Origin of the sequence: Brevibacillus sp. 1238 (genome assembly GCF_029892995.1) — a bacterium.
Classification (GTDB): Bacteria; Bacillota; Bacilli; order Brevibacillales; family Brevibacillaceae; genus Brevibacillus; species Brevibacillus parabrevis.
Genome location: NZ_JARXWC010000012.1, coordinates 1 through 25,676 on the forward strand (window position 1 = coordinate 1; position 25,676 = coordinate 25,676).

Here is a 25,676-nt window from a genome sequence, read left to right on the forward strand (position 1 = left end):
TGGAAGCGCGGTAACGCGTGGAGCTGACGAATACTAATCGGTCGAGGACTTATCCACACATGCTTAGCAATCATGCGTATTCAGTTTTGAAGGAACAAAACCTTCCATAATGGAGCTGTGGTGAAGTTGGAGTTCACGCCGGTCTGTCACACCGGAGGTCGCGGGTTCGAGTCCCGTCAGCTCCGCCATTTCTTGTTTCTAGAGAAGAAATGGCGAAAAAGTATGTGGCTCGGTAGCTCAGTCGGTAGAGCAGAGGACTGAAAATCCTCGTGTCGGCGGTTCGATTCCGTCCCGAGCCACCATGTGAGAGCCATTAGCTCAGTTGGTAGAGCATCTGACTTTTAATCAGAGGGTCGAAGGTTCGAGTCCTTCATGGCTCACCAGTTTTTACAAACTATAGAAAAAGAAAACACGATAAACTATGCGGACGTAGCTCAATTGGTAGAGCGTCGCCTTGCCAAGGCGAAGGTCGCGGGTTCGAGACCCGTCGTCCGCTCCATTTCCGTTCGTAAACACCACTTGCTATGCGCCAGTGGTGTTTTCCTGCTTTTACCTGTGAAATGAACACTTTAAAAGACGAGTCAGCTTGTAGGCTGGCACCGCTTCTGGTACGATACTTGAAGTGCTGCTCCTACGATGTTGGAGGTTTTATGAAACATACCAAAAGTATTTTGAAAAAAACGACTGTCGTTGACTTCAAACAAGATGCCACTTTTTTTGTTGACCGTGGTATGCGCTTTTTGAATCGGTACGACTATGAGAAAGCACTGCGATCGTTTCGGCGGGCTGTTGAGATGGAACCAGCCAACGCTGAGTGCCACTGTCATTTGGCTAGTGCCCTCGCTGAGACGGGGCAGTTTGAAGCATCGAATGAAGTCCTCTATGAGGTTATAGAAAAATGGGACCCGTCCATGGTAGAAGTGTATTTCTACATGGCGAACAACTACGCCAATCTCGAAGATTACCAGATGGCTGAAGAAATGGCTGTGCGCTATTTGCAGGAAGCCGGCAACGGACATTATCGGGAGGAAGCGGAAGAACTGCTCGATTACATTTACTTCGAGCTGGACTTGCCGCCGCGTCATTTTCTCCCGAGCGAAAATGAAGATGTGTACAGCAAACATGAGCGGGCACGTCGCAGCTTGGAAGAAGGCCGCTTCCTGGAGGCTTTGGACATTTTGAAAGAAATCGTGGAAGCCGACCCTGACTTTTTGCCAGCCTGGAACAATTTGTCCCTCGCCTATTATTACGTGGGCGACTTCCAGCAAGCGATGGAGACGATCGAGAAGACGCTGGAAAAAGAGCATGGCAATTTGCATGCCTTGTGCAATCTGGCTGTTTTGCTCTCCCATCACAACCATACTGTTGAGCTGCTGGCTTTGATGGACATGCTCAAAAAAGTCGTGCCGTTCCATCCGGAGAACACCTACAAGCTGGCGACGACCATGGGAGTCCTGGGACAGCATGACGAAGCTTTCTTCCACTATCAGCGAATGCTGCGCGCTGGCCGTCCGCACGAGGCTTGCACGTACCACTACGCGGCGATCTCGGCGTATTTGAGCGGACGAAAAGAGCAGGCACTGCGCTGGTGGCAAAAAGCAAAGCAGATGGACCCGGAATCCGGGATTGCTGACCAGTACATTCACATGGTAAAAAGCGAGCAAGAAGGGGAAACTATAAAGCCGATCCCTTATCAATACAATCCTCCGCAACGCGATGTTTCGTGGGAAAAAGCGCCTTTTACGGGAGTAGAGGATTTCAAAAACGATCCGATGATTCGTGCTTCGCTTTTGTGGGCTTTGCAGCATGGGCGGGACGAAGTCAAATTCGCCGTTTTGCAAACTTTGTCGTTGATCGGCGATGACGAGGCTGAACATGCCGTTCGCCAGTTTTACTACCAGACGGACAACCCTCAACTGCAAAAGCTGGCGTTGCTCGCTTTGGCTGACATGGGGGCGGCGATGCCTGAGGATGCGCCGGACTCGGCAAAGCACGCCAGCCACACGGGGATCGTACAAGGTGAGATGAGTGTGGAAGAGGGCATTCACCGCTACTTGATCGCAGAGGGCCAGCAGGAGGCAGGAGAGTGGTGCCTTCAGGTGTGGAACGTGCATCATGAATATATGCTCAGCCAAGTACAAGTGCGGAAAGCAGTTGCATGGATCGCTGCATTAGAATATGTATACGGAACTGTGGTAAACAGCAAGAAGTCGCAAGCGCACCTGGCTCAAAAGTACGGAGTTTCGGCTGCAACCGTCTCGAAGTGTGTCAAAGTATTGTCGACGCTTGATTTTAAATAGATTATTACTTTATAATAACTATAAATAAAGAAGCGTGTCAGACGAGGAGGCAACATATATGAGCGATCAAAAAGTTTATGATGTGATCATCGCCGGAGCCGGCCCTGCTGGTATGACGGCTGCTGTATACACTTCCCGCGCCAATATGAGCACTTTGATGCTGGAGAGAGGCATCCCGGGCGGTCAGATGGCCAACACCGAGGAAATCGAGAACTATCCAGGATTCAGCTCCATTCTCGGACCTGACCTGTCTACCAAAATGTTTGAACATGCGCAGTCATTCGGCGCTGAATACGCTTATGGCGAGATCAAGGAAATCCGCGATGAAGAGCCATACAAACGCGTAATCGCAGGCGACAAGGAATACTTGGCGAAATCTGTGATCGTTGCTACCGGAGCAGAGCACCGTCTGCTCGGAGTGCCGGGAGAAAAAGAACTGTCCGGCCGCGGCGTTTCGTATTGCGCGGTATGTGACGGAGCTTTCTTCCGCAACAAAGAGCTGGTTGTAGTAGGCGGCGGAGACTCTGCGGTTGAGGAAGCCGTATTCTTGACCCGCTTTGCTTCCAAAGTAACGATCGTACACCGTCGTGATCAGTTCCGCGCCCAAAAAATTTTGCAAAAACGCGCTTTTGAAAACGAAAAGATCGAAGTGATCTGGGATTCCGCCGTCAAAGAAATTCGTGGTGAAGGAAAAGTTCAATCCGTTCTTTTGGAAAACACCAAAACAGGTGAGCAAAGCGAGTTTGCGACAGATGGCGTGTTCATCTACGTAGGTATGGACCCACTGACAGAAAGCGTCCGTTCGCTGGGCATCACCAATGACGCTGGCTACATTTTGACTGATGAAAAAATGTACACGAAAGTAAAAGGCGTGTTCGCAGCCGGCGACGTTCGTGAAAAAATGCTGCGTCAAGTCGTAACCGCGACCGGAGACGGTTCGATCGCTGCTCAATCCGCGCAACATTACGTGGAAGAGCTGAACGAAAAGATAAAGGAACAAAATGTCACAATCTCTTAACGTGCTTGTAACATGGGTGAAATAATTCAAGGGTAAGATAAAGACAATGAATTGACCCCCTTATCTATATAAACATTGTTGCGTGGCTGAGAATGCAGTCGCGCATCTTTTTTTGTCCAAAAACAGCTTGTACGCTTTGGAAAAACAGATGGGAAAAGTGGGGAAGCGCCCAAAAAGGTGCGAATAGGGCAGTGATTATGGTATGCTATTGTCAGAATCGTAGGAGGCGAGTTGCGTGACGGAATTGGGAAACGACAAGGCCATTAATCTCCTGATCATTACCGGAATGTCAGGTGCGGGAAAAACAGTTGCTGTACAAAGCTTGGAGGATTTGGGTTATTTTTGCGTCGACAACCTGCCCCCTGTACTGATTCCCAAATTTGCCGAGTTGGTCAAACAGTCTGGCGGGAGTATTGAGCGTGTCGCTTTGGTTATCGATTTGCGGGGACGGGAGTTTTTCGAAAGTCTGTCCGTAACGATCGAGAGTCTGGAGCAGATGGAGGGATTGTCGTACCACATCCTCTATCTCGATGCGAACGATCAAACGCTGGTTTCCCGTTACAAGGAAACCCGTCGCAGACATCCGCTTTCACCGAACGGTTCCCCTCTGGAAGGAATACATGCTGAGCGCCGCTTGTTGCAGGAAATGAAGGGCTGGGCGCATCAGATTATCGATACGAGTCAAATGAAGCCGGCACAGCTTCGTGAAAAAATCATCAACCAATACGCACAACAAGGATCACCCCTTACGATCAATGTATTGTCGTTTGGCTTTAAATACGGTACGCCGATTGACGCGGACTTGATGTTTGATGTCCGGTTTTTGCCAAACCCTCACTACGTGGACGAATTGCGGCCCAAGACCGGATGTGATCCAGAAGTGGCTGATTACGTGATGAAACACAAGGAAACAAAAGAGTTCATCGAGAAGCTGACGGACTTTTTGGCGTATACGTTGCCGCATTACCAGCGGGAAGGGAAAAGCCAGTTGGTGATCGGCATCGGATGCACGGGAGGAAAACACCGTTCAGTCGCCATCGCCGAGCATTTGGGGGAGACGTTCGGAAAAGATTTTACCATCCGTGTCAGTCATCGAGACATGGAAAAGAACAAGTGAGCATAGGATGGCAGGAAGAAAAAGCAAGACGATGCACATGAGATAGCCACCTGTTTATTTGTATCAGAAATAATGAGGTGACATATGCCTACTAAGGGAATGGGGAGGCTACAGTCAAGGCCATTACGAATTGTCGTCATTGGCGGAGGAACGGGTCTGTCCGTCCTTTTGCGCGGTCTGAAGCATGAGCCGGTGCATATCACAGCGATCGTAACCGTAGCAGACGATGGGGGAAGCTCGGGACGTCTGCGCGAGGAAATGGATATGCTGCCACCGGGAGACATTCGCAATGTGTTGACTGCTTTGGCCGATACGGAGCCGTTGATGGAAAAAGTCATGCAGTACCGTTTTTCCTCAGGCACGGGATTAGCAGGGCATAATTTGGGAAATCTACTACTTGCGGCGATGAACGAAATCACGGGAGATTTTGTGACCGCAGTGAAAACGTTAAGCGGAGTTTTGGCAGTGCGAGGAGATGTACTGCCTGCATCTACGCAATCCATTCGTCTGAAAGCGGAGATGACGGATGGCTCCATCGTGGTGGGCGAATCCCAAATACCGCTGACGGGCAAGGAAATCAAACGGGTTTTCCTTGATCCTGTGGATGCTGTGCCGCTGAGCGAAGCTCTTTTGGCCATCGCCGAGGCGGATGCCATTTTAATTGGCCCGGGCAGCTTGTATACGAGCATACTGCCCAATTTGCTGGTGCGAGGCTTGTTTGCTGCGCTCAGACGCTCTACGGCCCCAAAGATTTACATTTGCAATGTAATGACACAGCCAGGAGAGACGGACGGTTTTTCCGCCTCCAAGCATGTGCAGGTTATGTACGAACATGTTAACGAATCATTTTTAGATACGATCATTGTCAACTCAGCAGAGCTGCCGAACCACGTATTGGAGAAATACGCGGAAAAAGGAGCTGCTCCCGTCCCGTGCGATCTGAAAAAGCTGCGTCAGCTCGGCTTGCATATTGTTGCAAAGCCGCTGGTCACATTCGAGGACGGTTACCTGCGTCATGATGCGCATGCAGTAAGCAAGCAAGTCGTTTCACTCGTCAAGCGCAGACGAAAGGTGCTGAAGATAGAGAAGGAGTAGTGAAGTTCGATGTCATTCGCCGCACATACCAAGAAAGAACTGACCATGATGGAGGGCGCCGATTGCTGCAACAAGGCCGAATTGTCTGCCTTGATCCGCATGAATGGGAGCTTGCAGTTCGGGGCAGGACGCCTGGTGCTGGATGTGACGACGGAAAACGCGGCGATTGCCAGAAGGATTTACACCTTGATCAAAAAGCTGTTTCAGACGCACTGTGAGCTGCTCGTCCGCAAAAAAATGCGTCTGAAAAAGAATAACGTCTACATCGTGCGTATACCCAACCAGGCCAATGAGATCTTGCAAAACCTGGCGATCATGGACAGCAGTCTCTCGTTCGTACCGGGGATCGCTCCTGAAATCGTGAAAAAGTCGTGTTGCCGGGCCGCCTACCTGCGTGGAGCTTTTCTGGCGGGCGGATCGGTCAATCACCCGGAAGCGTCCAGCTACCATCTGGAAATATTCACTTCCTACCAGGATTTCTGCGAAGCATTGACCAAGATCGCCAATCGGTATAAACTAAATGCCAAGTGCATCGAGCGGAAAAAAGGGTACGTCCTCTATATAAAAGAGGGCGAGAGAATTACCGAGTTTTTAAGTCTTATCGGTGCGCATCAGGCTCTCTTGTACTTCGAAGATGTCCGGATCGTCAAGGACATGCGAAACTCTGTAAACCGGCTGCATAATTGCGAGATTGCCAACATCAACAAAACGGTAAACGCTGCCACAAGACAGATGGAAAACATTCAGCTCATCGATCAGGAAATGGGGCTGGAGAATTTGCCCAGACGTCTGCGGGAAGTGGCGGAGCTTCGCGTGGCTCACCCCGATATCAATTTGAAAGAGTTGGGGGAAATGGTCCCGAGTGGAGTTGTCAGCAAATCGGGAATTAATCACCGCTTGCGAAAAATTAATGAAATCGCTGACAAAATACGAGAAAAACAAAATCTTTCGATGTAATTGCATGCTATACTAAAGGATAATAGTCTACAAGTAAGGAGGTCCATTCATGGTTCAACAGCAGGTTGTGGTTCAGTTGAAGACCGGTTTGCAGGCTCGTCCGGCTGCCTTTTTCGTGCAGGAGGCCAACCGCTTTGTATCGGAAGTATTCGTAGAAAAAGGCAACAAAAAAGTTAACGCGAAAAGCATCATGGGTATCATGAGCCTCGCGATCAGCTCCGGAACGGAGATTACCATTTTGGCGGAAGGGCCGGATGCCTCCCAGGCAGTATCGAGCCTCTCGACGTTGGTAAGCAAGGAAGAGTAGACAGATGGATGAAGACACTGTCCCGAAAGGGGAGTGTCTTTTTTTGTACAGATGCCCATGCATCAATTTCGTGAACGGAGGGTATTGCTAAACAATGTAGAGCGCAAAAAGGAGGAATGACTCATGAGCAATCGTGACACGTGTCAGGATAGCTGCAACGAAGGCCGGGATTCTTATGACATGGACATCGACCGGATGATCAATGAAGGGCTTGGCGGCGGAATCGTTTCTGATCAGAACGGTCTGATCGAAGAAACCAGCGTGGATACGATGACAGGGGCAAGCTCCGCGCAGCAAGCCTTAGAAAACGAGCGATAAGAGGGACGAAGCCATGGATCTGACAAGAGCGCAGGCAATCCTTTATTCTCCTGAGAAAATAAAGGTAGAATACCAGGGTGAATCGGTATGGATCGACTCTGTCGATGAGAAGACGTCCACAGCGCGTATTCATCAGGAAAGAAATCCGGGCAACAGCTTGACTGTGTATGTCAGCCAGTTGGAGGAATTGTGAAGTAGATGCAAAAAACACTCGGCCAGTCGTTGGCACGAGTGTTTTTGTGACGAAAGTCGTTACTTTTTCGCAGATGGCTCGGAAGTAATCACTTTGTCGATCAGTCCGTACTCTACTGCTTCCGCAGCGGAGAGGAAGTTGTCGCGATCCGTATCTTTTTGGATGCGATCCAGTGGCTGTCCTGTCCGTTCAGCCAGGATGGTGTTCAAGTGGTCGCGCATTTTCAAAATGCGTTTTGCCGCGATTTCGATATCGCTTGCTTGACCTTGTGCACCGCCCAGAGGCTGGTGAATCATGACTTCACTGTTCGGCAGGGCATAGCGCTTGCCTTTTGTTCCGGCAGCCAACAGGAAAGCTCCCATGGAAGCAGCCATTCCGATACAAATGGTGGAAACGTCAGGTTTGATGAAGTGCATCGTATCGTAAATCGCCATGCCGGCAGTGATGGAACCGCCCGGGCTATTTATGTACAGATGAATGTCTTTCTCCGGATCTTCCGCCTGAAGGAACAACAGCTGGGCCACCACAATGTTGGCTACCGTGTCGTTGATGGGAGTTCCCAGAAAGATGATGCGGTCTTTGAGCAGGCGCGAATAAATATCGTAAGCACGTTCACCGCGGTTTGTCTGTTCAATGACGGTTGGAATCAAATTCATGTGCATCTAGTCTTCCTCCTCTCTTTGTAAGATTATCATACACAAAAGGTCAATGAAGGTCAAACACATAAGTGCACGCCCTCCCTACCATGGTTGCCAAATTGTCTCTCTCTAAACCTATGGCGGAACGAATGATTTCATTCTTCCTCTGTGTCCTCCGCTTCCGCCAGATCAACGGCAAGCTTGAGCGTCGCCTTCATTTTTTTCCCTTTGATGATCGTATACTCGTCTATTTGCAAGGCCGATAAGTGATTGATGGCTTCTGCCAGCTCCTGCTGATTTTTGTACGGCTGGATCGTCAACAGGCATTCTTCGTCACTGGCTTCCTGGTATATCAGAAAAAATCGCTCGCCTGCCATGAAGGCACCCTCCCATCTTTATAATTATCCACAGTTTTATCCACAGGTTGTGCACAAAAACATTTGTTCGCGGGATAGCATGCGTTGATTCCCATAGTTTTGGCATAATTGGCTAATCCTTTACATAGGAAAAGTATGGAACAAAAAAGGAGGAATATGAAGATTTGTGTCGAAAAACACAAAATTGGAATTCATTTCATAACAATCAAGGGGTGTTTATTATGCTTCGCAAGTTTTCCACATTGATGCTGACAGCTGCTTTGCTGACCGGAAGCGTAGCTGCAACAGCGGCTTTTGCTCAAACGGCACCTGCCAAACAACAAATCAAAATCACGGTTCAACTTAACGGCAAAGAGCTGCCATTTCCTCAGGACATCGTGACTGAGAACGGGGTAGCTTATGTCAATGCAAGCACTTTGGCAGTCGCACTGGGCGGTGCAGCTGCTTGGGATTCCACAACCAAATCGCTGCTGGTTTCCAAAGACAACAAGTACGGCCTGCGCATGTATGAAAACAACACGTTTGCATACAAAAACGGAAAAGAAACCCGTGTAGCAAACCCGCCGCGTCCCGTGACTGGTGGCGTATTGGTACCGCTGGTGTTCATCGCGGAAGAGCTTGGTGCAAAAGTGTCCTACGATGCAAAAACATGGACATACAAACTGACTACCGAGATCAACAAGTAACGCTTTGGATGATTCCTCCGTTGTGATTGCCCTGTGGCTTCTCGTATAATAGAGAAAAAGCAGGCGCAATCGAGAGGGGACTTACAAAAATGCAAGGAACCACGTTTGCCAGTGTAGCGTTGCTGGTTGGCTTTGTGGTAGTGGCTATATACGTTATGTGCAAAGCGTATTCCCAAAAATACAAAGAGTAACAAATATTTACCAAAAAAGAAGCCGCACCTTTCACGGGTGTGGCTATTTTATTTAATTTTCAGAAAATATATCATGCAGGAATATAAACTTCCACAATAAAACAACCAAAATATTATCATTTCTATTGCAAATTTTCTAAAATATCCTACAATAAAAGAGTGATTCATAGTTTGCACGTAAATAAAGAGGGGGATGTTTCGCTATGAAGAAACAAAAATCACTGTCGATCCTGGCTGCTACCGTAGCACTGGGGACATTGCTTGCAGGCTGCGGGGGCGGCCAGTCCAGCGCACCACAATCGAATGCAAACGGCGGCGGAAGCACCGGAGGCGGAGGGGCTGGGGAAAAACTGGTCATCGCTGTAGTCGGTCCGATGTCCGGTCAATATTCCGATTACGGAAGCACGGCCAAAGCAGGTGCTGAATATGCCCTGAAAGAAAAACAAGAGGCGTTCAAAGCACTCGGCTTTGAAGTACAGCTTTCCGCACAAGACGACCAGGCTGACCCGAAACAAGGGGTAGCGGTCGCACAAATGTTGATTTCCAATCCTGATGTAGTAGGGGTTGTAGGCCACGCAACAACGGGTGCCTCCATCACTGCTGCTGCTCAATACGATCAAGAGAAGCTCGTCATGGTATCGCCATCTGCGACAGGCTCTGACCTGACGGAGCAAGGCAAAAAGATCGTACACCGCATCTGTGCGCGTGACGACCAGCAAGGCTCCAAGGCAGCGATCTATGCGAAAAACCAACTGGGCGTAAAAACAGCGTTCGTCATGCACGACAAGGCTGCTTACGGTCAAGGGCTTGCTGAAGAAGTGAAAAAGCAATTTGAAAAAGACGGCGTGGAAATTGTCGGCTTTGAAGGGGTAACAGCTGGAGAGAAAGATTACAGTGCCGTCATCAACCAGATCGTATCCAAAAATCCGGAAATGATCTACTTCGGCGGTTACTACTCCGATGCGGGCATTATCGTGAAGCAAGCGCGCGAAAAAGGCTACAAAGGCATCTTCATGGGTGGAGACGGCTACGACTCTGCTGACCTGGTGAAAATCGCTGGTGCCGATAACGCGAACAACGTAGTGTTCACTTCTACTGTCGGCGATGTAGGGGCTACACCTGAAGGCAAGAAATGGATCGAAGACTTTGAAAAATCGACTGGCAACAAAGTGGGTATCTTCACATCCTTTGGCTATGACTCCATGGGTGTAATGCTCAGCGGTTTGGAAGAGGCGATCAAAGCGAACGGCGGCAAAAAGCCAACCCGTGAGCAAGTGCTGGAAGCTGTGCACAAAACAAAAGACTACAAAGGCAAATTCGTTAACGTAACGTTCAACGAAAAAGGCGACAACGAGTTCGCGTCCGTATATGTGTACAAATACGAGAACGGTCAAAAAGTATACATCGGGGAAGCGAAATAATCGCTCAGTATGATCAGGCCGTTTCGGACATACTACGTTTGGCACGAAGACCAGCTAACATGAGGAGGGATTCGCATGTCAAACAATCGCAATACGAAAAACGGCGGCAATCAGGGACACAGCAGCAAGACGCAGGGCACGCAAAAGCAAAAGTCCGAGCGAGATCGCAACCTGAATAAGCAAGACCCGCAATAAGCAAAAGCCCACCCAAGCGAGCGATAAGCTCCTGGGTGGGTTTTTGTGTTTACCAGATTCCTTGCTTGCTCGGCAGGCGTTTTTCCGGATGGCCGTAGCCTTGATGCTTGCGGCTTCTGAGGTTTTTGGCTTGTGATTCATGAATTTTGGCGACGAACTCACTCGTACTCATCTTGGTAAAATCCATCGGGCACCTCCATGCGGTTTGGCTTGACGCCTTTCTTTAGGATAGCCCTTTTTCAGCGGCGACAATCGGCAACGTGATTTTTACCGTAGTTCCTTCACCTGGCTTGCTGCTCACTTCCAGATGGCCGTCGTGGTCTTTGATGATTTTGCGGCTGATCATCAGCCCTAATCCGGTTCCATTGTCTTTGGTCGTGAAAAAAGGCTCGCCCAGCTTGGGAAGCAGCTCTTCCGGTATGCCGCAGCCATTGTCGGTAATCGTGATGACCACTTGGCCAGCGGCTTTTGCCGAAGTGGTCAGGGTGACATCTCCATGCCCGCTCATGGCCTCGATTGCATTTTTGATGACGTTGATAAACACTTGCTTGAGCTGGTTTTCTTCCCCGGAGATGAGGGGATCGCAGCCAAAAGCGGTGTGGAAGCGGATGTTCTTCAAGTTTGCTTCTGACGCCAGCAAGGTCAGCACATTTTTCAGCAAGAAGACCAGCGGGAGAGATTTGATCTTGACGTTGTGCGGCTTCGCGAGCACGAGCAACTCACTGACGATGAAATTGATTCGATCCAGCTCGGAAAGCATGATGTCTGCGTACATTTGATGATCAACCAGCGTCGGCTTCAACAGCTGAATAAAGCCGCGCAGCGAAGTGAGCGGATTGCGGATTTCGTGAGCGATGCCCGCTGCCAGCTCGCCGATGACAGAGAGTTTCTCGGCATTGCGCAGCAGCATTTCGTTGTTTCTCCGCTCGGTAATATCGCGGGAAACGATAATGAAGCCGTCGCATTCGCCGTTGTCGGCCAGGATCGGGGTTCCTTTTGCCTCCAGCACGAGCCAGTGGCCGCTCACCGTGCGATAGCGAAATTCACACGTTCGCGGCTCCAGCGTTTCCATTAAATCTTGAAATTGCAGGTCGACGCGCTCCAGATCATCCGGGTGAATGTTTTTGAAGGACAGCTTGCCGGCATGCCTCATCGTTCCCGTGACTCGCTCGTATGAGGGAGAGAGGTGGACGATGTCTCCGTGCTTGTCGGTTATCAAAATCAAATCGTCCGTATGCTCCGCGATAAGTTGGCTTTCTTTTCTGATTTTGGACAAGGCCGCTTCAGATACTTTGCGCTCCATGACATTGCGGGAGACAAACATGACGTTTTTCACCGTGCCATCCTCGGAAGCAACGGGAATCCCGCGTGTCTCAAAAGAAATCCATGTTCCATTTTTGTGCCGGGAGCGAAATTCCAGGAAAACCGGCTGATTCTTTTCGAAAATTTCTTGCTTCTTGGTCAAAAGCAGGGGGAAATCGTCTGGATGTGTAATCTCCAGGCTGCCGGGGGAGACGAGTTCGGAAGGCAAATAGCCCAATTGCTGCTCGACAGAGGGGGAAACGTAGACACGCTTCAGCGACTCGTCGAAAATCGTGACGATATCTTGGGTATGGTCTATCAACAGTCGATACTTGGTTTCTGTTTGAAGCAACGCTTTTTCGACCCGTTTGCGCTCGGAAATGTCTCGCGTGAGGCACGAAGCGGCGATGATGCTTCCGTTTGCGTCGCGTATGGGGGCGGCGGACAACGTAACCTCCACCTGCGTGCCGTCTTTTCGCCTGCGGATCGTTTCGTAGTTGGTCAAATGCACGCCCATGTTTCGGACGGCATCAAACAACTGTCTCGTCTCGCTGACAAGCTCGTCCGGGATAAAGCAGTACGGGGAGGCGTTGATTTCCGCAAGCGACCAGCCGTAATACTGTTCAAATGCCTGATTGACCAAAACGATCTGGTTGTTCATGTCACTGATTGAGATGGCGTCTGTCGTAAAGTGAAAAAATGCTTTCAAAATCTGATCCGGGAAGAAGAGTCTCGCCGCGTCGGGGTGGGAGCGCCTTTTTTTCCACTTGTATGTGGGCGTGAGCTTATCTGTCATAGCTATCCTGCCTTGGCATTCAATTATTTGGATTTGCAGATTCGTGTCAAGATAGTCATAGTATTCGAGCTATTGGGGTTATTTTCCTATCACCAAATTCAGAATAGAAAGGGACAATATGGAAAACGAAAAATTGGCAAACGGAGGACGGTTCAAACTGGACGAAAAAATAGGCTATAATGAAAGAAGGAAAACAGGCGGAGGTGTCTTGCATGAGTACGGGGTTTATTGTTGCGTTGGTGATTGTCTTTGTCCTCATCATCGGACTCACGATATTGATTACAAACAAAGCTTATGCCCGCAAACCGGAGCAGGTAGATCCGCTTCCGGGGAAAGAACTGGCGCAGAAAGAGCTGGATCAGTAGCGCAGAACGAATGAATGGTTTGCCTGTGAGCCTGCGATGGGGATGTGCTGTCGCAGACTTTCAGGTAAAAAGACAAGGTCAGACCGCGAAAAACAAAAAAGACTGGAACGAGTCCAGTCTTTTTTCATATGGTACGCCTGAAGGGAATCGAACCCCCGCACATGGTTCCGGAGACCATTGCTCTATCCACTGAGCTACAGGCGTATGATGTGAATGGGTGACACTAATCAATTATAAGGGATTACCACAGGAAAATGCAAACGAAAAACGAGATTTTGTGTGATTTTTTTTCATGAGTGTGAACAGAAGCGGAGCATTAATTTTTGCAGATCATCTTCAAAAATTGGCAGGAAAATTGCAAGAGAGAACGAATATAATGAAAATTAAAGAGACATCTCGCAAGAAGCAGTGGGAAGGGGGCGAACTTCATGAACATGGGACTGGGGTTGTATCAAGAACAGACGCTGAAATTAGTGATGACGCCGGAATTGCGTCAAGCCATTACCATATTGCAATACTCAGCTGTTGACCTGATTTCCTATTTGCAGGATCAGGCCAACGAAAATCCTGTATTCGACCTGGAAGTAGCGGGAGAAGTGGCCTCGGCGAAAGCCGAAAAGCCGGCGCCAGAGATTGACTGGAAGGAAATCGTTGGCAACCGCGCGACGGGTGAGTACTCTCCGGCAAAAAATGAAAGCACTTACAACCCGTTGGATTATGTTCAGCAAGGCAGCGAAAACTTGTATGAGCATCTGGAGCGGCAGCTTGGCTACGTGAAGGGCTTCTCCCCTTTGCAAAGGCAAATCGCACTGTTTTTGATCGGAAACCTGGACGAAAAAGGTTACCTGGAAATAACGCTGGAGGAAGCGAGCCGCAATCTCGGAGTAGAGATGCTGGAGATTGAGGATGTACTGTCGGTCTTGCAGCACTTTGACCCGGTAGGAGTAGCGGCGCGCAGTCTGGAGGAATGTTTGCTGTTGCAGTTGGAGCACCTGGCGCTCGATGACGAGAAGATCGTCATGGTCGTCCGCAACCACCTGCAAGACCTCGCAGACAACCGTTACCAGCGCATTGCCGACAAAGTAGGCTGCACGCCGCAGGAAGTGCAGACGATGGCGGATCTCGTTCGGACGCTGAATCCCAGGCCGGGTGCTCAGTTCTCTCAATCCGAGACAAGATACGTCATCCCGGACGTGACCGTGGAAAAAGTCGGCAGCGAGTACGTGGTGCTAGTCAACGATGTGGCGGCTCCGCGCTTGAAAATCAACAGCTTTTATGAAAAAATGCTCAGTCAGCAAAAAAGCCAGGAAGAAGCGAAGCAGTTTATCCACGACAAGCTCAACGCCGCCATGTGGCTGGCGAAGAGCCTGGAACAGCGCCGTCTGACTCTCATGCGCGTAACGCAGGCGATCGTGGACATGCAACGCGACTTTTTTGACCGGGGCATCCATTATTTGAAGCCGATGACGCAAAAGGAAATCGCCGAGCGCGTCAGCTTGCATGAATCGACGATCAGCCGGGCAACCAGCAACAAATACGTGCAAACGCCGCGGGGAATTTTCGAGCTGAAATACTTTTTCACTTCGGCACTCACCACTTCCAGCGGGTCTGCAACGTCCTCCGAGAGCGTAAAACGCAGGATCAAGGCGCTGATTGAGCAGGAGGATCGCAAGGCGCCACTCTCCGACCAGAAGCTGGGGGAAATGCTGCTTGCAGAAGGAATCGAGATTTCTCGCCGCACGGTCGCCAAGTATCGGGAGGAAATGCTGATTCCATCCTCGGCCAAACGAAAGAGGTTTTAAAAGCCAATGAACAACAGGCAGCTTGAAATTGTCTTGTACGGACGAAAAAAATGCCATCTGTGCGAAGATGTGGAACTGATCATCCGCGCTTTGGCAGAGGAGTTTCCTTTACAGCTAAGCGTCGTGGATATCGAAAGCGATGAACAGTTGCACGAAGAGATGATGCTGGTGATTCCGGTAGTCGCGATTGATGGAGAGGTCGTATTTCGCTCGATCACTCATGTCGTGACCATGGAAGAGCTGCGAGCGGAATTTGCCAGGCGCCAGAATTGACTGAAAAAAGCTCCCTCTGTGCCAATATTTAGGTCAGGGGGAGCTTGCATGTTTGCCTGCGATATGCTACATTCAAGTTGTAGCAAGTGATCTTTTTTTTGTACGAATCGGGACAAAAAATGTATATACAGGGACAAAAAACGTCCCGATCAATTTTACAGCCAAGGATGTAAGCACATGCGACGTTTACTGGAACTGCAACAGAAGTTGCTGCCTGACCTGACCAGGGTCTTGCGTGAAAGGTACATGTTGCTCCGGTCGATCTATCACTTGCAGCCGATTGGGCGCAGAGGGCTTGCTCAGGCGATGAACACTACCGAGCGCATTTTGCGTTCCGAGGTAGAGCTGTTGAAGGAGACAGGGCTTCTGACGGTTACCGCTGCGGGAATGCAGTTGAGCGGCGAAGGACAGCAAGTGTTGGACGACATGGAGCCGCTTGTCGGCGAGCTGTTTGGCCTCCGGGACTTGGCAGAAGGGCTGCAAAAGAAGCTCGGCATCCCGGAAGTGATCGTGGTGCAGGGCGATGCTGACCAGTCTCCCTGGGTCAAAGCCGAGCTTGGACGCGTAGGCGCGAGAGTTTTGAAGCAAGCGATCCAAGAGGGCGATATTGTCGCTGTGACTGGCGGCACTTCGATTGCCAGCGTAGCCAATCACCTGACGCCTTCCGCTTCGTTCAAGCATGTACAGTTCGTACCTGCTCGCGGCGGGCTGGGCGAGAGAGTGGAGCTGCAAGCCAACACGCTCGCTGCCGCGATGGCTGCCAAGACAGGGGCTACTTATCGGCTGCTGCACGTGCCGGATCGGTTGCACCCGGAAGCGCTGCAAACATTGCTCAAAGAGCCTCAGGTGCAAGACGTTCTCGCGCTTTTGCAAAATACGCGGATCGTGCTGCACGGGATTGGCGACGCGATCGCCATGGCTCGTCGGCGCAATTACTCCGAAGAAGAGCTGGCTGATCTGGCAGAAGCGGGAGCGGTATCCGAAGCGTTTGGCTACTACTTTAATGAAGCAGGTGAAACGGTCCACCGGATGCCGACTATCGGACTTCAGTTGGAAGAAGTGCACAAGGCTGAAACCGTGCTTTCCATAGCAGGGGGCGAAAGCAAGGCAAAAGCGATTCTTTCCTTTGCCAAACAATCGTGTCAGAATGTACTCATTACAGATGAGGGAGCGGCAAGAGCACTCTTGTCCACACGATTGTAACGGGGAAGGAAGTTGATCGTATGTCTATGGCGCAAGTTACGCCGATCCTGGCGATGATTGCGGGAATCGTGCTCAGTTTGTCGCTCGGTTTGCCGATCGCATGGGGGATTGTTTTTGCGATCCTGGTCACACTGGTAAGTGTAAGAAAGCTGGGCTTTTCCATCAGGCAGCAATTCGCCTTTGGCTGGGAAGGTGTCAAGAAGACGAAGCCGGTTCTCATGATCCTGTTTTTGGTGGGCGTGCTGATTCCGCTTTTGATGATGGGAGGAACGATACCCGCGATCATTTATTACGGGTTGTCCATCGTCAACGTCGACTATTTGTTCGTTCTCTCCTTTTTGCTGACAGGAGCAGTCAGTTACCTGCTTGGAACGTCTGTCGGCACGCTTAGCACCATCGGACTTTCCTTGATGGGGATTGCCCACGCAGCAGGGATATCGCCAGCGATTACGGGCGGAGCCTTGATCTCGGGAGCGATGGTGGGGGAACGATTTTCACCGATATCCAGCAGTCGTCTGCTTGTCCTCTCCAATGTAGGGATGACAGAAGCGCAAGATGGAAAAACGAGACGTCCTGCCATGCTTGCCACAGGCATATGCGCCGTTTTGTTTCTCGCTCTCGACCTGTTCCGGTCACAGGCAGGTTCAGGCGAAATGATTCAAATGTATCAGGAGCTTTTGACGAGCCACTTTTCGATTAACTGGCTGCTCATGCTGCCGCTGCTTGTCCTCATCGGGTCTTTTGCCCTGAGGATCAAGGCCGTAACGGCTCTTTTGCTCGGCATTGTCGTCAGTGCCGTGATGGTGCTCGTTCACGGGCAGCTTGATGTCAGCACGTTTTTTTCCGCCATGCTGAACGGCTACGAGCTGCACTCAGGTACAAGGCTGGATCAGCTTGTACACGGCGGGGGGATGGTTGCCATTTTGAACGTCCTGCTGCTGATTGTTTTGGCAGGGTTTTTGAACGGCATATTGAACCAGGCCCAAATTCTTGCCCCGATTGTCGATAAATGGATGGGCGAGACGAAAAATCCGACGCTGCTGGTAGCGAAAGCAACTGCTTTGTCGCTCCTGGTTATCATCATCAGTTGTAACCAGACCATTCCGATTCTGGTGCTGGGAACGACGCTTTTGGACCGATTCTCCCAATGGAGCAAAGGGCGCGAGTTGCTGGGGAAAACCATGCTCGATTCTACGGTAGTCATGCCTGTGCTGATTCCGTGGAACGGATTGTCGATGATGATGGCTCTGACGCTGGGAGTTCCCACCGTACAGACGTTGCCCTTTGTATTTTTCAGCATTTTGTTGCCGATTGTCACCATTCTCTCCACCCGATGGTTTCTTCCGGAAGGTGGGATGATAGCCATAAAGAATAAAGCTAGTTAACGATCAGGAGGTTTTTCTCATGGTAAAAGTAGGGATTAACGGATTTGGACGAATTGGTCGCAACGTATTCCGCGCAGCACTTGGCAATCCGAACGTGGAAATCGTCGCAGTAAACGATCTGACTGACGCGAAAACGCTCGCTCACCTGCTGAAATACGATTCCGTGCACGGCGTTCTGGATCTCTCCGTAGAAGCGGGAGAAAACACGCTGATCGTAGGCGGAAAAGAAATCAAGGTTCTCGCAGAGCGTGATCCTGCTCAACTGAAATGGGCAGACTACGGCGTGGAAATCGTCGTGGAGTCTACTGGCCGATTCACGAAGCGTGAAGACGCAGCGAAGCACCTGGAAGGCGGAGCGAAAAAAGTCATCATTTCCGCCCCTGCTACCAATGAAGACATCACGGTCGTTATGGGTGTAAACGAAGACAAATACGATGCTGCGAAGCACACCGTCATCTCCAATGCATCCTGCACAACGAACTGCCTGGCTCCGTTTGCCAAAGTGCTCAACGATAAATTCGGCATCGTTCGCGGCTTGATGACTACCGTTCACTCCTACACCAACGACCAACAAATTCTCGACCTGCCGCACAAAGACTTGCGTCGTGCCCGTGCCGCTGCGGAAAACATCATTCCTACCTCCACTGGAGCAGCGAAAGCAGTAGCGCTCGTACTGCCTGAGCTGAAAGGAAAGCTGAACGGCTTCGCTATGCGCGTGCCAACTCCAAATGTGTCGGTTGTCGACCTGGTCGTTGAGCTGAAAGCTGACGTAACGGTAGATGAAGTGAACAGCGCGCTGAAAGAAGCAGCTGAAGGCCCGATGAAAAACATTCTGGGCTACTCCGAAGACCCGCTTGTATCGTCCGACTACAACGGAAACCCGGCGTCCTCCACAATCGATGCTCTGTCCACTATGGTACTGGAAGGAAACATGGTGAAAGTAGTTTCCTGGTACGACAACGAGTGGGGTTATTCCAATCGTGTCGTAGACTTGTGTCATTTTGTTGCACAGCGCGGCTTCTAACACGTAAAATAGAACTGTTGTGAAAAAAGGGAGAGCAATCTCCCTTTTCCCATATGTTTTTTCCGAATAAAAAGCCATTGATTTGGGAGGATCGTTCATGAACAAGAAATCTATCCGCGATGTTGAGCTGGCAGGCAAGCGCGTATTTTGCCGTGTCGACTTTAATGTGCCGATGCAGGACGGGACCATCACAGATGATACTCGCATCCGTGCCGCTGTGCCAACCATCCGTTTCCTGATAGAAAAAGGAGCGAAAGTAATCCTGGCGAGCCATTTTGGCCGTCCAAAGGGGCAAGTAGTCGAAGAGATGCGCCTTACTCCTGTCGCGTCCCATCTGTCTGCGCTCCTGGACAAGGAAGTCCGTAAGCTTGACGATTCCACAGGGGCAGATGTCGAAGCGGTAGTAGGAAGCATGGAAAACGGCGACGTGATCTTGCTCGAAAACGTACGCTTCCATGCGGGAGAAGAAAAGAACGATCCAGAACTGGCAAAAAGCTTTGCGGCGCTGGCCGATCTGTTTGTCAATGACGCTTTTGGAGCCGCACATCGGGCACACGCTTCTACAGCAGGAATTGCCCAGTACATACCGGCTGTTGCGGGGCTTTTGATGGAAAAGGAAATCCGCTTCATGGGCGGAGCCTTGTCCAAGCCGGAGCGTCCATTTACGGCGATCGTCGGCGGAGCAAAGGTCAAAGATAAAATTGCTGTCATCGAAAATCTGCTGACCAAAGTGGATCACTTGATCATCGGCGGCGGCATGGCGAATACATTCCTCAAAGCACAGGGCTACGGCATCGGTGCTTCGCTGTGTGAGGATGACAAGCTCGATCTGGCGCGCAGCTTGATGGAGCAGGCAAAAGAGCGCGGCGTCCAGTTGCTGATGCCAGTCGACGTCGTTGTCGCAGACCGTTTTGCGGCAGATGCCGAGAAAAAGGTTGTGGCGATCGACGCGATTCCGGAAGGCTGGATGGCGCTCGACATCGGGCCAAAAACGGTGGAGCAATACCACAGTGTAATCGTAGAGTCCAAAACGGTTGTCTGGAACGGGCCTATGGGCGTATTTGAAATGGACGCTTTTGCAGCTGGCACGATTGGCGTAGCCAAAGCGATGGCTGCGTGCACAGGAACGACGATCATCGGCGGCGGCGATTCGGTAGCTGCGGTGGAAAAAGCAGGCGTAGCCGAGCAGATGACCCACATTTCTACAGGTGGCGGAGCGTCTCTGGAGTTTATGGAAGGCAAAGAACTGCCGGGCGTTGCTGTACTGGCAGATCACGAATAAGAGCGAAGCGGGGGAGTTTGCATGCGGACACCAATTATCGCGGGGAACTGGAAGATGTTCAAGACGATTGCCGAGGCGAAAGCTTTTGCAGCAGAAGCCAAAGCAGGGAACAACACTTCCGGCGTACAAAAAGTCATTTGCGCACCATTTACAGCTTTGGCTGCTTTGACAGAGGCATTGGCAGGAACGGATATTGCCGTGGGCGCGCAAAACATGCATTTTGCCGAGCAAGGGGCATACACAGGGGAAGTCAGCGCGTCCATGCTGAAAGAGATCGGCGTCGAATACGTGATTCTCGGCCATTCCGAGCGTCGTCAATACTTCAATGAAACAGATGAGACGGTGAATCAAAAAGTGGTCGCTGCGCTGGCAGCAGACCTGGTGCCGATTGTGTGTGTCGGAGAAAGCCTGGAGCAGCGGGAAGCAGGCGAGACAGCTAACGTCGTGCGCACGCAGACAGAAGGAGCTTTTGCCGGATTGACAGCCGAGCAGGTGGCAAAAGCGATTATTGCTTACGAACCGATTTGGGCGATTGGCACAGGCAAATCTTCTACGGCTGAAGACGCTAACGAGACGATTGCGATTATTCGCAGTGTCGTAGCAGAGCGATTCGGCCAAGAGACAGCGGAAGCCGTGCGGATTCAGTACGGCGGCAGCGTCAAGCCGGAGAACATCGCAAGCTATATGGCGCAGCCTGATATCGACGGCGCGCTGGTAGGGGGAGCGAGCCTGGCAGCAGACAGCTATTTGCAGCTTGTGGCAGGTGCACAGCAGCAATAGGAGGAGGAGAAACAAATGGCACAAAGACCGAAACCGGTAGCGCTGTTGATTTTGGATGGTTTTGCTTTGCGGAGCGAAACGTATGGCAATGCAGTAGCGCAAGCCAATAAACCGAACTTTGACCGCCTCTGGAACGAGTACCCTCATGCAACGCTTGAAGCGAGTGGACTGGCTGTCGGCTTGCCGGAAGGGCAGATGGGGAACTCCGAGGTAGGGCACCTGAACATCGGTGCGGGCCGCGTTGTTTATCAAGATTTGACTCGCATCACCAAGTCGATTCGGGAAGGCGCCTTTTTTGAAAACGAGACGTTGATTGCTGCCATCGAGCACGCGAAGCAAAACGGCAAGAAGCTGCATCTGTTCGGGCTTTTGTCTGATGGAGGCGTGCACAGCCATATCGAGCATTTGTACGCGATTTTGGAGCTGGCCAAAAAGCAAAGCTTTGACCGCGTTTATATTCACGGCTTCCTCGACGGGCGCGACGTATCCCCGGACAGTGCCGTCGGATACATTGCGCAGTTGCAAGCGAAGATTGCGGAAATCGGCGTTGGTCAGATCGCAACGGTGCAAGGTCGCTACTACGCGATGGACCGCGACAAGCGTTGGGAGCGGGTAGAGAAAGCTTACCGCGCCATTGTGTATGCGGATGCTCCTGCCTATCACGACCCGATTCAGGCGGTCAAGGAATCCTATGAAAAGTCGATCATGGACGAATTTGTCATGCCGACGGTTATCCTTGGCGCTGACGACAAGCCTGTAGCGACGATCGAGAACGGAGATTCCATCATCTTTTACAACTTCCGCCCGGATCGTGCCATCCAAATCTCGCAAGCTTTTACGAACGATGATTTCCGCGGCTTTGATCGCGGAGAGAACCACCCGCGCGATCTGCACTTCGTCTGCCTGACGCATTTTTCCGAGACGGTGAACGGGTATGTCGCTTACAAGCCTTCCAACTTGGACAACACGTTGGGCGAGGTGCTGGCACAGCAAGGCTTGAAGCAGCTGCGCATCGCGGAGACGGAAAAATATCCGCACGTGACCTTCTTTTTCAGCGGCGGCCGCGAGCAGGAGTTTCCAGGCGAGAAGCGCATCCTGATTCCTTCGCCGAAAGTGGCGACGTACGACCTCCAGCCGGAAATGAGTGCGCCTGAACTGACAGACGCGGTCGTGGCGGAGATTGAAGCCGATCATTTCGATGCGATCATTCTCAACTTCGCCAACTGCGACATGGTGGGTCACTCCGGTAAAATGGAGCCGACGATCAAAGCGGTGGAGACAGTCGACGCTTGCCTCGGTCGGGTCGTCGATGCGATTTTGGCCAAAGGCGGGGCGGCGATCATCACGGCAGACCACGGCAATGCGGATTTGATGCTGGATGCAGAAGGGCGTCCGATCACTTCGCACAGCACGTACCCTGTGCCAGTCATTGTGACCAAAGCAGGCGCTACGCTCAGAGAAGACGGAGTTTTGGCCGATCTGTCGCCAACCTTGCTCGACCTTTTGGGAGCAGAACAGCCTGTTGAAATGACAGGGAAATCGTTACTTGCAAAATAGGCGTCTCTAAGACACACTGATAGATGTCTGGATAGCCATACCAAATACTTGTGGGGCGACTCGCATTTTAAAAGGAGATGGACGAGAAATGGCAATGATTACTGACATTTACGCACGCGAAATTATGGACTCCCGCGGCAACCCGACTGTGGAAGTGGAAGTGTACCTCGAAGATGGCTCCATGGGCCGCGCAGCAGTACCATCCGGAGCATCCACAGGTGCCTATGAAGCAGTTGAGCTGCGTGACGGCGACAAGTCCCGTTACCTGGGCAAAGGCGTTCTGAAAGCAGTAGAAAACGTCAACGAAATCATTGCGCCTGAGCTGATCGGCATGGACGCTCTGGATCAAGTAGGCATCGATATGGCGATGATCCAGCTCGACGGTACAGACAACAAAGGCAAGCTGGGCGCAAATGCGATCCTCGGCGTCTCCATGGCAGTAGCTCGCGCAGCTGCTGACTCTTTGGGAGTGCCGCTTTACAACTACCTGGGCGGATTCAACGCAAGAACGCTGCCAGTTCCAATGATGAACATCCTGAACGGCGGAAAGCATGCCGACAACACTGTAGACATTCAGGAATTTATGGTTATGCCAGTAGGTGCAGAGTCCTTCAAGGAAGCGCTGCGCATGGGTGCGGAAATTTTCCACTCCCTGAAAAAAGTGCTGCATGACAAAGGACTGAGCACGGCAGTAGGCGATGAGGGCGGCTTCGCTCCAAACCTGAAATCCAACGAAGAAGCGATTACGACTATCCTGGATGCGATCAAGGCAGCTGGCTATGAGCCAGGCAAAGACGTGTTCCTCGCTCTGGACGTAGCAGCTACCGAAATGTTCAAAGACGGCAAATACCACTTCGAAGGCGAAGGCGTTGTGAAAACAACCGAAGAAATGATCGCGTTCTACGAAGATCTGGTAAGCAAATATCCAATCATCTCCATCGAAGACGGCCTGTCCGAAGACGACTGGGATGGCTGGAAAGCTCTGACTGACAAGCTGGGCAGCAAAGTGCAGCTCGTAGGTGACGACTTGTTCGTAACCAACACAGAGCGTCTGGCGCGCGGTATCGAAACATCTACAGGCAACTCCATTCTGGTAAAAGTAAACCAGATCGGTACGCTGACAGAGACGTTTGAAGCGATTGAAATGGCGAAGCTGGCAGGCTACACAGCTGTTATTTCCCACCGTTCCGGCGAAACCGAAGACTCCACCATCTCGGATATCGCAGTAGCTACCAATGCGGGACAAATCAAGACAGGTGCGCCTTCCCGTACTGACCGCGTAGCGAAGTACAACCAATTGCTGCGCATTGAGGATGAGCTGGCTGATACCGCTCGTTTTGGCGGACGCAAAGCTTTCTACAACCTGAAAAAATAACGAAATACAACGAAGCGATGCTTGTGCAGACGATGCGCAGGCATCGCTTCTTTTTGTTCAAGGAGCAGTCAGCCTGGGGCAGTTCGGAGGCAGGCGAAAGGGGGTACAGCTTAGCGGGAGCTTGCGGGGAGGAACGGGAATCGAATCGGACCGCGGAGTGCAGTGACGTCCCATCACCTGCAAAACGGCCTGGGCTTCGACCACCATTTCCAGGCAGGCAAAAGCATCGATTTCGATAAACCCCATCTGTGACAACAGTGCCGAATCAGCGCGACATTCAGCCGCTGCGATCCGGCAGGAGATGTTTTCCAGGTCCAAGGGGGGCGGCAGGCTGATCGCTGCCTGTTCTTCCAAAGCGAGCGGGACAGGAAGCTCAAAAAGCAAGTCGCCGTCTGCAAAAAAGAGAACAGAAACAGTTGCTTCGACGATAAAACGGGCAACAGCAATCGGCACACGCTGGCCGCCAACGATGTGAAAAGTCCGGTGCAAAGGGGCGTGGAGGTGGCAGCGGATAGGGGCACAAGTGCAAGGGTCGTCTGGGGGCAGGCAGCTCACGGAGATCGCCATGCCGCTTTGCAGACAGTTTTTCAACTGAGTGAAAAAAGGCTCAGGAACCGGCAGCCGCGAGCGGGAATAGCTGGTCGTTAGCACCCAATCGTATATTTTTGGCAGACGAACGCACTCTTCGCGCATCTGGTGTGGCATTTCGGCCCCCTCCTTTCTTTCCTTTCCCAAAGTCAATTCCAGTTAGCCCTTGCTATTGCATCTTATGAGCGAAGCAGGCAATGGGCATCAGTGGATGTTTTGCTTTTCGCATGAAAAAAAGACTGCTCCTGGATAACAGGCAGGGGCAGTCTTTTCAGAGTAACGGTCGCTTACGACATCACTGCTTCTTTTGCTTTCGCGGTGTTGCCACCGATGCGGCATTTGCTGTAAGGGATGCACATGGGAGTGCCGTACAACGGATCGAGTGTGATCTGGCAATCCATATCGAACACGGTGCGGACGAGATCGGTCGTCAAAATTTCTTCCGGCGCCCCTTCGGCCACAACCGTCTGATTGTGCACGGCGACAATATGGTGGGCGTAACGGCAAGCCAGATTCAAATCGTGAAGAACCATTACAATCGTCCGCTGCTCAGTCTCGTTCAGTTCATACAACAGATCGAGAATTTCAATCTGATGCGACATGTCGAGGTACGTTGTCGGTTCATCGAGCAAAATCGTATCGGTGCCTTGAGCCAGCGTCATGGCGATCCAGGCTCGTTGGCGCTGACCGCCGGAGAGGCTGTCTACGGATCGGCTGGCCATTTCCGTCAGTTGAGTTGCTTCCAGCGCTTTCTTCACCATTTGCTCATCTTCTTCCGACCATTGCTGAAGCCAGTTTTGATAAGGGTAACGCCCCTGCTTGACCAACTGGTGAATACTCAAGCCTTCCGGTGCCGAAGGTCCTTGCGGGAGAATAGCCAGGCGCTTTGCCACTTCTTTTGTAGAGCGTTTGGCGATGGATTCGCCCTCAAGCAGAATGGCTCCTTCTTTTGGCTTTAGCAGGCGAGCGAGGGAGCGCAGCAGTGTCGATTTGCCGCTGCCGTTGCTGCCGATGAAAACCGTAATTTTTCCACGCGGAATATTCAAGTCGAGCGCTTCGATGATGTTGCGTTCCCCGTAGGACAAGGTCAGTTTGCGGGTTTCCAAAGCTTGCATGAGGGCAAGACTCCTT

At 51.3% G+C, this 25,676-nt stretch carries 26 protein-coding genes and 5 tRNA genes; 24 read left to right on the plus strand and 7 right to left on the minus strand.

What is annotated here, in order from left to right:
• The first annotated feature begins 111 nt into the window (after window positions 1–111).
• The 12 genes from M2298_RS21965 to M2298_RS22020 all read left to right on the plus strand — a co-directional run bounded on the left by M2298_RS21965 (window position 112) and on the right by M2298_RS22020 (window position 7,305).
• Window positions 112–188: transfer RNA gene (locus M2298_RS21965), tRNA-Asp, on the plus strand.
• Window positions 189–226: 38 nt separating this feature from the next.
• Window positions 227–302 (plus strand) — tRNA-Phe (locus M2298_RS21970).
• Between the two features lie 5 nt (window positions 303–307).
• Window positions 308–383: transfer RNA gene (locus M2298_RS21975), tRNA-Lys, on the plus strand.
• A gap of 40 nt (window positions 384–423) precedes the next feature.
• Window positions 424–499, plus strand: a tRNA-Gly gene (locus M2298_RS21980).
• Window positions 500–650: 151 nt separating this feature from the next.
• Window positions 651–2,300: a tetratricopeptide repeat protein gene (locus M2298_RS21985; protein WP_122963658.1), complete on the plus strand. Its 1,650-nt coding sequence runs from the start codon at window positions 651–653 to the stop codon at window positions 2,298–2,300.
• Between the two features lie 58 nt (window positions 2,301–2,358).
• The gene (gene trxB, locus M2298_RS21990; protein WP_063230994.1) at window positions 2,359–3,318 is read left to right on the plus strand and encodes a thioredoxin-disulfide reductase; all 960 of its coding nucleotides are present in this window, start codon (window positions 2,359–2,361) and stop codon (window positions 3,316–3,318) included.
• Between the two features lie 235 nt (window positions 3,319–3,553).
• Window positions 3,554–4,435: an RNase adapter RapZ gene (gene rapZ / locus M2298_RS21995; RefSeq protein WP_122963660.1), complete on the plus strand. Its 882-nt coding sequence runs from the start codon at window positions 3,554–3,556 to the stop codon at window positions 4,433–4,435.
• Window positions 4,436–4,519: 84 nt separating this feature from the next.
• Window positions 4,520–5,530 (plus strand): gluconeogenesis factor YvcK family protein, encoded by a 1,011-nt coding sequence (locus tag M2298_RS22000; protein WP_122963661.1) that lies wholly within the window; start codon window positions 4,520–4,522, stop codon window positions 5,528–5,530.
• 9 nt (window positions 5,531–5,539) lie between these two features.
• A complete protein-coding gene (gene whiA / locus M2298_RS22005; RefSeq protein WP_122963662.1) occupies window positions 5,540–6,487 on the plus strand; it encodes a DNA-binding protein WhiA in 948 nt (315 codons plus the stop codon).
• Window positions 6,488–6,536: 49 nt separating this feature from the next.
• Window positions 6,537–6,794, plus strand: coding sequence for an HPr family phosphocarrier protein (locus tag M2298_RS22010; RefSeq protein ID WP_063230990.1), 258 nt, complete (start codon window positions 6,537–6,539; stop codon window positions 6,792–6,794).
• Window positions 6,795–6,917: 123 nt separating this feature from the next.
• Window positions 6,918–7,112, plus strand: a complete 195-nt coding sequence (locus M2298_RS22015; protein WP_063230989.1) for a hypothetical protein — start codon at window positions 6,918–6,920, stop codon at window positions 7,110–7,112.
• Between the two features lie 13 nt (window positions 7,113–7,125).
• Complete coding sequence (locus tag M2298_RS22020) at window positions 7,126–7,305, plus strand: H-type small acid-soluble spore protein (RefSeq protein ID WP_122963663.1); 180 nt, start codon at window positions 7,126–7,128, stop codon at window positions 7,303–7,305.
• Window positions 7,306–7,364: 59 nt separating this feature from the next.
• Here M2298_RS22020 and clpP read toward each other — a convergent pair whose 3' ends face one another.
• Complete coding sequence (clpP, locus tag M2298_RS22025) at window positions 7,365–7,967, minus strand: ATP-dependent Clp endopeptidase proteolytic subunit ClpP (RefSeq protein ID WP_122963664.1); 603 nt, start codon at window positions 7,965–7,967, stop codon at window positions 7,365–7,367.
• Between the two features lie 131 nt (window positions 7,968–8,098).
• Complete coding sequence (locus M2298_RS22030) at window positions 8,099–8,320, minus strand: hypothetical protein (protein WP_063230986.1); 222 nt, start codon at window positions 8,318–8,320, stop codon at window positions 8,099–8,101.
• A gap of 221 nt (window positions 8,321–8,541) precedes the next feature.
• Here M2298_RS22030 and M2298_RS22035 point away from each other — a divergent pair, with 221 nt between their 5' ends.
• Window positions 8,542–9,006, plus strand: a complete 465-nt coding sequence (locus tag M2298_RS22035; protein ID WP_122963665.1) for a copper amine oxidase N-terminal domain-containing protein — start codon at window positions 8,542–8,544, stop codon at window positions 9,004–9,006.
• Window positions 9,007–9,400: 394 nt separating this feature from the next.
• On the plus strand, window positions 9,401–10,618 hold the full coding sequence (locus M2298_RS22040) for a branched-chain amino acid ABC transporter substrate-binding protein (RefSeq protein WP_173597714.1): 1,218 nt from the start codon (window positions 9,401–9,403) through the stop codon (window positions 10,616–10,618).
• 244 nt (window positions 10,619–10,862) lie between these two features.
• Here the strand turns inward: M2298_RS22040 and M2298_RS22045 are convergent, their stop codons facing one another.
• Both M2298_RS22045 and M2298_RS22050 read right to left on the minus strand, forming a co-directional pair.
• Entirely contained in the window at window positions 10,863–11,000 is a 138-nt protein-coding gene (locus M2298_RS22045) for a DUF4023 domain-containing protein (RefSeq protein ID WP_083955789.1), read from the minus strand.
• 36 nt (window positions 11,001–11,036) lie between these two features.
• Entirely contained in the window at window positions 11,037–12,911 is a 1,875-nt protein-coding gene (locus M2298_RS22050; protein ID WP_280649101.1) for a PAS domain-containing sensor histidine kinase, read from the minus strand.
• Window positions 12,912–13,123: 212 nt separating this feature from the next.
• On the opposite strand from M2298_RS22050, the gene M2298_RS22055 reads away from it, so the two are divergent.
• The gene (locus M2298_RS22055; protein ID WP_167470261.1) at window positions 13,124–13,276 is read left to right on the plus strand and encodes a hypothetical protein; all 153 of its coding nucleotides are present in this window, start codon (window positions 13,124–13,126) and stop codon (window positions 13,274–13,276) included.
• A gap of 129 nt (window positions 13,277–13,405) precedes the next feature.
• Here the strand turns inward: M2298_RS22055 and M2298_RS22060 are convergent.
• A tRNA-Arg gene (locus M2298_RS22060) sits at window positions 13,406–13,480 on the minus strand.
• A gap of 224 nt (window positions 13,481–13,704) precedes the next feature.
• On the opposite strand from M2298_RS22060, the gene rpoN reads away from it, so the two are divergent.
• From rpoN to eno, 9 genes are all read left to right on the plus strand, one after another.
• Complete coding sequence (rpoN, locus tag M2298_RS22065) at window positions 13,705–15,078, plus strand: RNA polymerase factor sigma-54 (RefSeq protein WP_173597712.1); 1,374 nt, start codon at window positions 13,705–13,707, stop codon at window positions 15,076–15,078.
• Between the two features lie 6 nt (window positions 15,079–15,084).
• Window positions 15,085–15,351 carry a glutaredoxin family protein gene (locus tag M2298_RS22070; protein ID WP_173597711.1) on the plus strand — a complete coding sequence of 89 codons (267 nt, stop codon included), beginning with the start codon at window positions 15,085–15,087 and terminating at the stop codon, window positions 15,349–15,351.
• 177 nt (window positions 15,352–15,528) lie between these two features.
• Window positions 15,529–16,554 carry a sugar-binding transcriptional regulator gene (locus M2298_RS22075; RefSeq protein WP_122963672.1) on the plus strand — a complete coding sequence of 342 codons (1,026 nt, stop codon included), beginning with the start codon at window positions 15,529–15,531 and terminating at the stop codon, window positions 16,552–16,554.
• 20 nt (window positions 16,555–16,574) lie between these two features.
• Window positions 16,575–17,939 carry a Na+/H+ antiporter NhaC family protein gene (locus tag M2298_RS22080; protein WP_173597710.1) on the plus strand — a complete coding sequence of 455 codons (1,365 nt, stop codon included), beginning with the start codon at window positions 16,575–16,577 and terminating at the stop codon, window positions 17,937–17,939.
• A gap of 19 nt (window positions 17,940–17,958) precedes the next feature.
• Window positions 17,959–18,963, plus strand: coding sequence for a type I glyceraldehyde-3-phosphate dehydrogenase (gene gap / locus M2298_RS22085; RefSeq protein ID WP_063230979.1), 1,005 nt, complete (start codon window positions 17,959–17,961; stop codon window positions 18,961–18,963).
• Between the two features lie 97 nt (window positions 18,964–19,060).
• Window positions 19,061–20,245 carry a phosphoglycerate kinase gene (locus tag M2298_RS22090; RefSeq protein ID WP_242774056.1) on the plus strand — a complete coding sequence of 395 codons (1,185 nt, stop codon included), beginning with the start codon at window positions 19,061–19,063 and terminating at the stop codon, window positions 20,243–20,245.
• A gap of 21 nt (window positions 20,246–20,266) precedes the next feature.
• Window positions 20,267–21,025: a triose-phosphate isomerase gene (gene tpiA / locus M2298_RS22095; protein ID WP_122963675.1), complete on the plus strand. Its 759-nt coding sequence runs from the start codon at window positions 20,267–20,269 to the stop codon at window positions 21,023–21,025.
• 15 nt (window positions 21,026–21,040) lie between these two features.
• On the plus strand, window positions 21,041–22,582 hold the full coding sequence (gene gpmI / locus M2298_RS22100; protein ID WP_280649102.1) for a 2,3-bisphosphoglycerate-independent phosphoglycerate mutase: 1,542 nt from the start codon (window positions 21,041–21,043) through the stop codon (window positions 22,580–22,582).
• Between the two features lie 88 nt (window positions 22,583–22,670).
• On the plus strand, window positions 22,671–23,957 hold the full coding sequence (eno, locus tag M2298_RS22105; protein WP_063230975.1) for a phosphopyruvate hydratase: 1,287 nt from the start codon (window positions 22,671–22,673) through the stop codon (window positions 23,955–23,957).
• A 57-nt stretch (window positions 23,958–24,014) separates the two neighbouring features.
• Here the strand turns inward: eno and M2298_RS22110 are convergent, their stop codons facing one another.
• Together M2298_RS22110 and M2298_RS22115 are read right to left on the minus strand one after the other, a co-directional pair.
• Window positions 24,015–24,662, minus strand: coding sequence for a hypothetical protein (locus M2298_RS22110; RefSeq protein ID WP_122963677.1), 648 nt, complete (start codon window positions 24,660–24,662; stop codon window positions 24,015–24,017).
• Window positions 24,663–24,832: 170 nt separating this feature from the next.
• Window positions 24,833–25,660, minus strand: a complete 828-nt coding sequence (locus M2298_RS22115) for an ABC transporter ATP-binding protein (RefSeq protein WP_173599428.1) — start codon at window positions 25,658–25,660, stop codon at window positions 24,833–24,835.
• Window positions 25,661–25,676 lie beyond the last annotated feature (16 nt).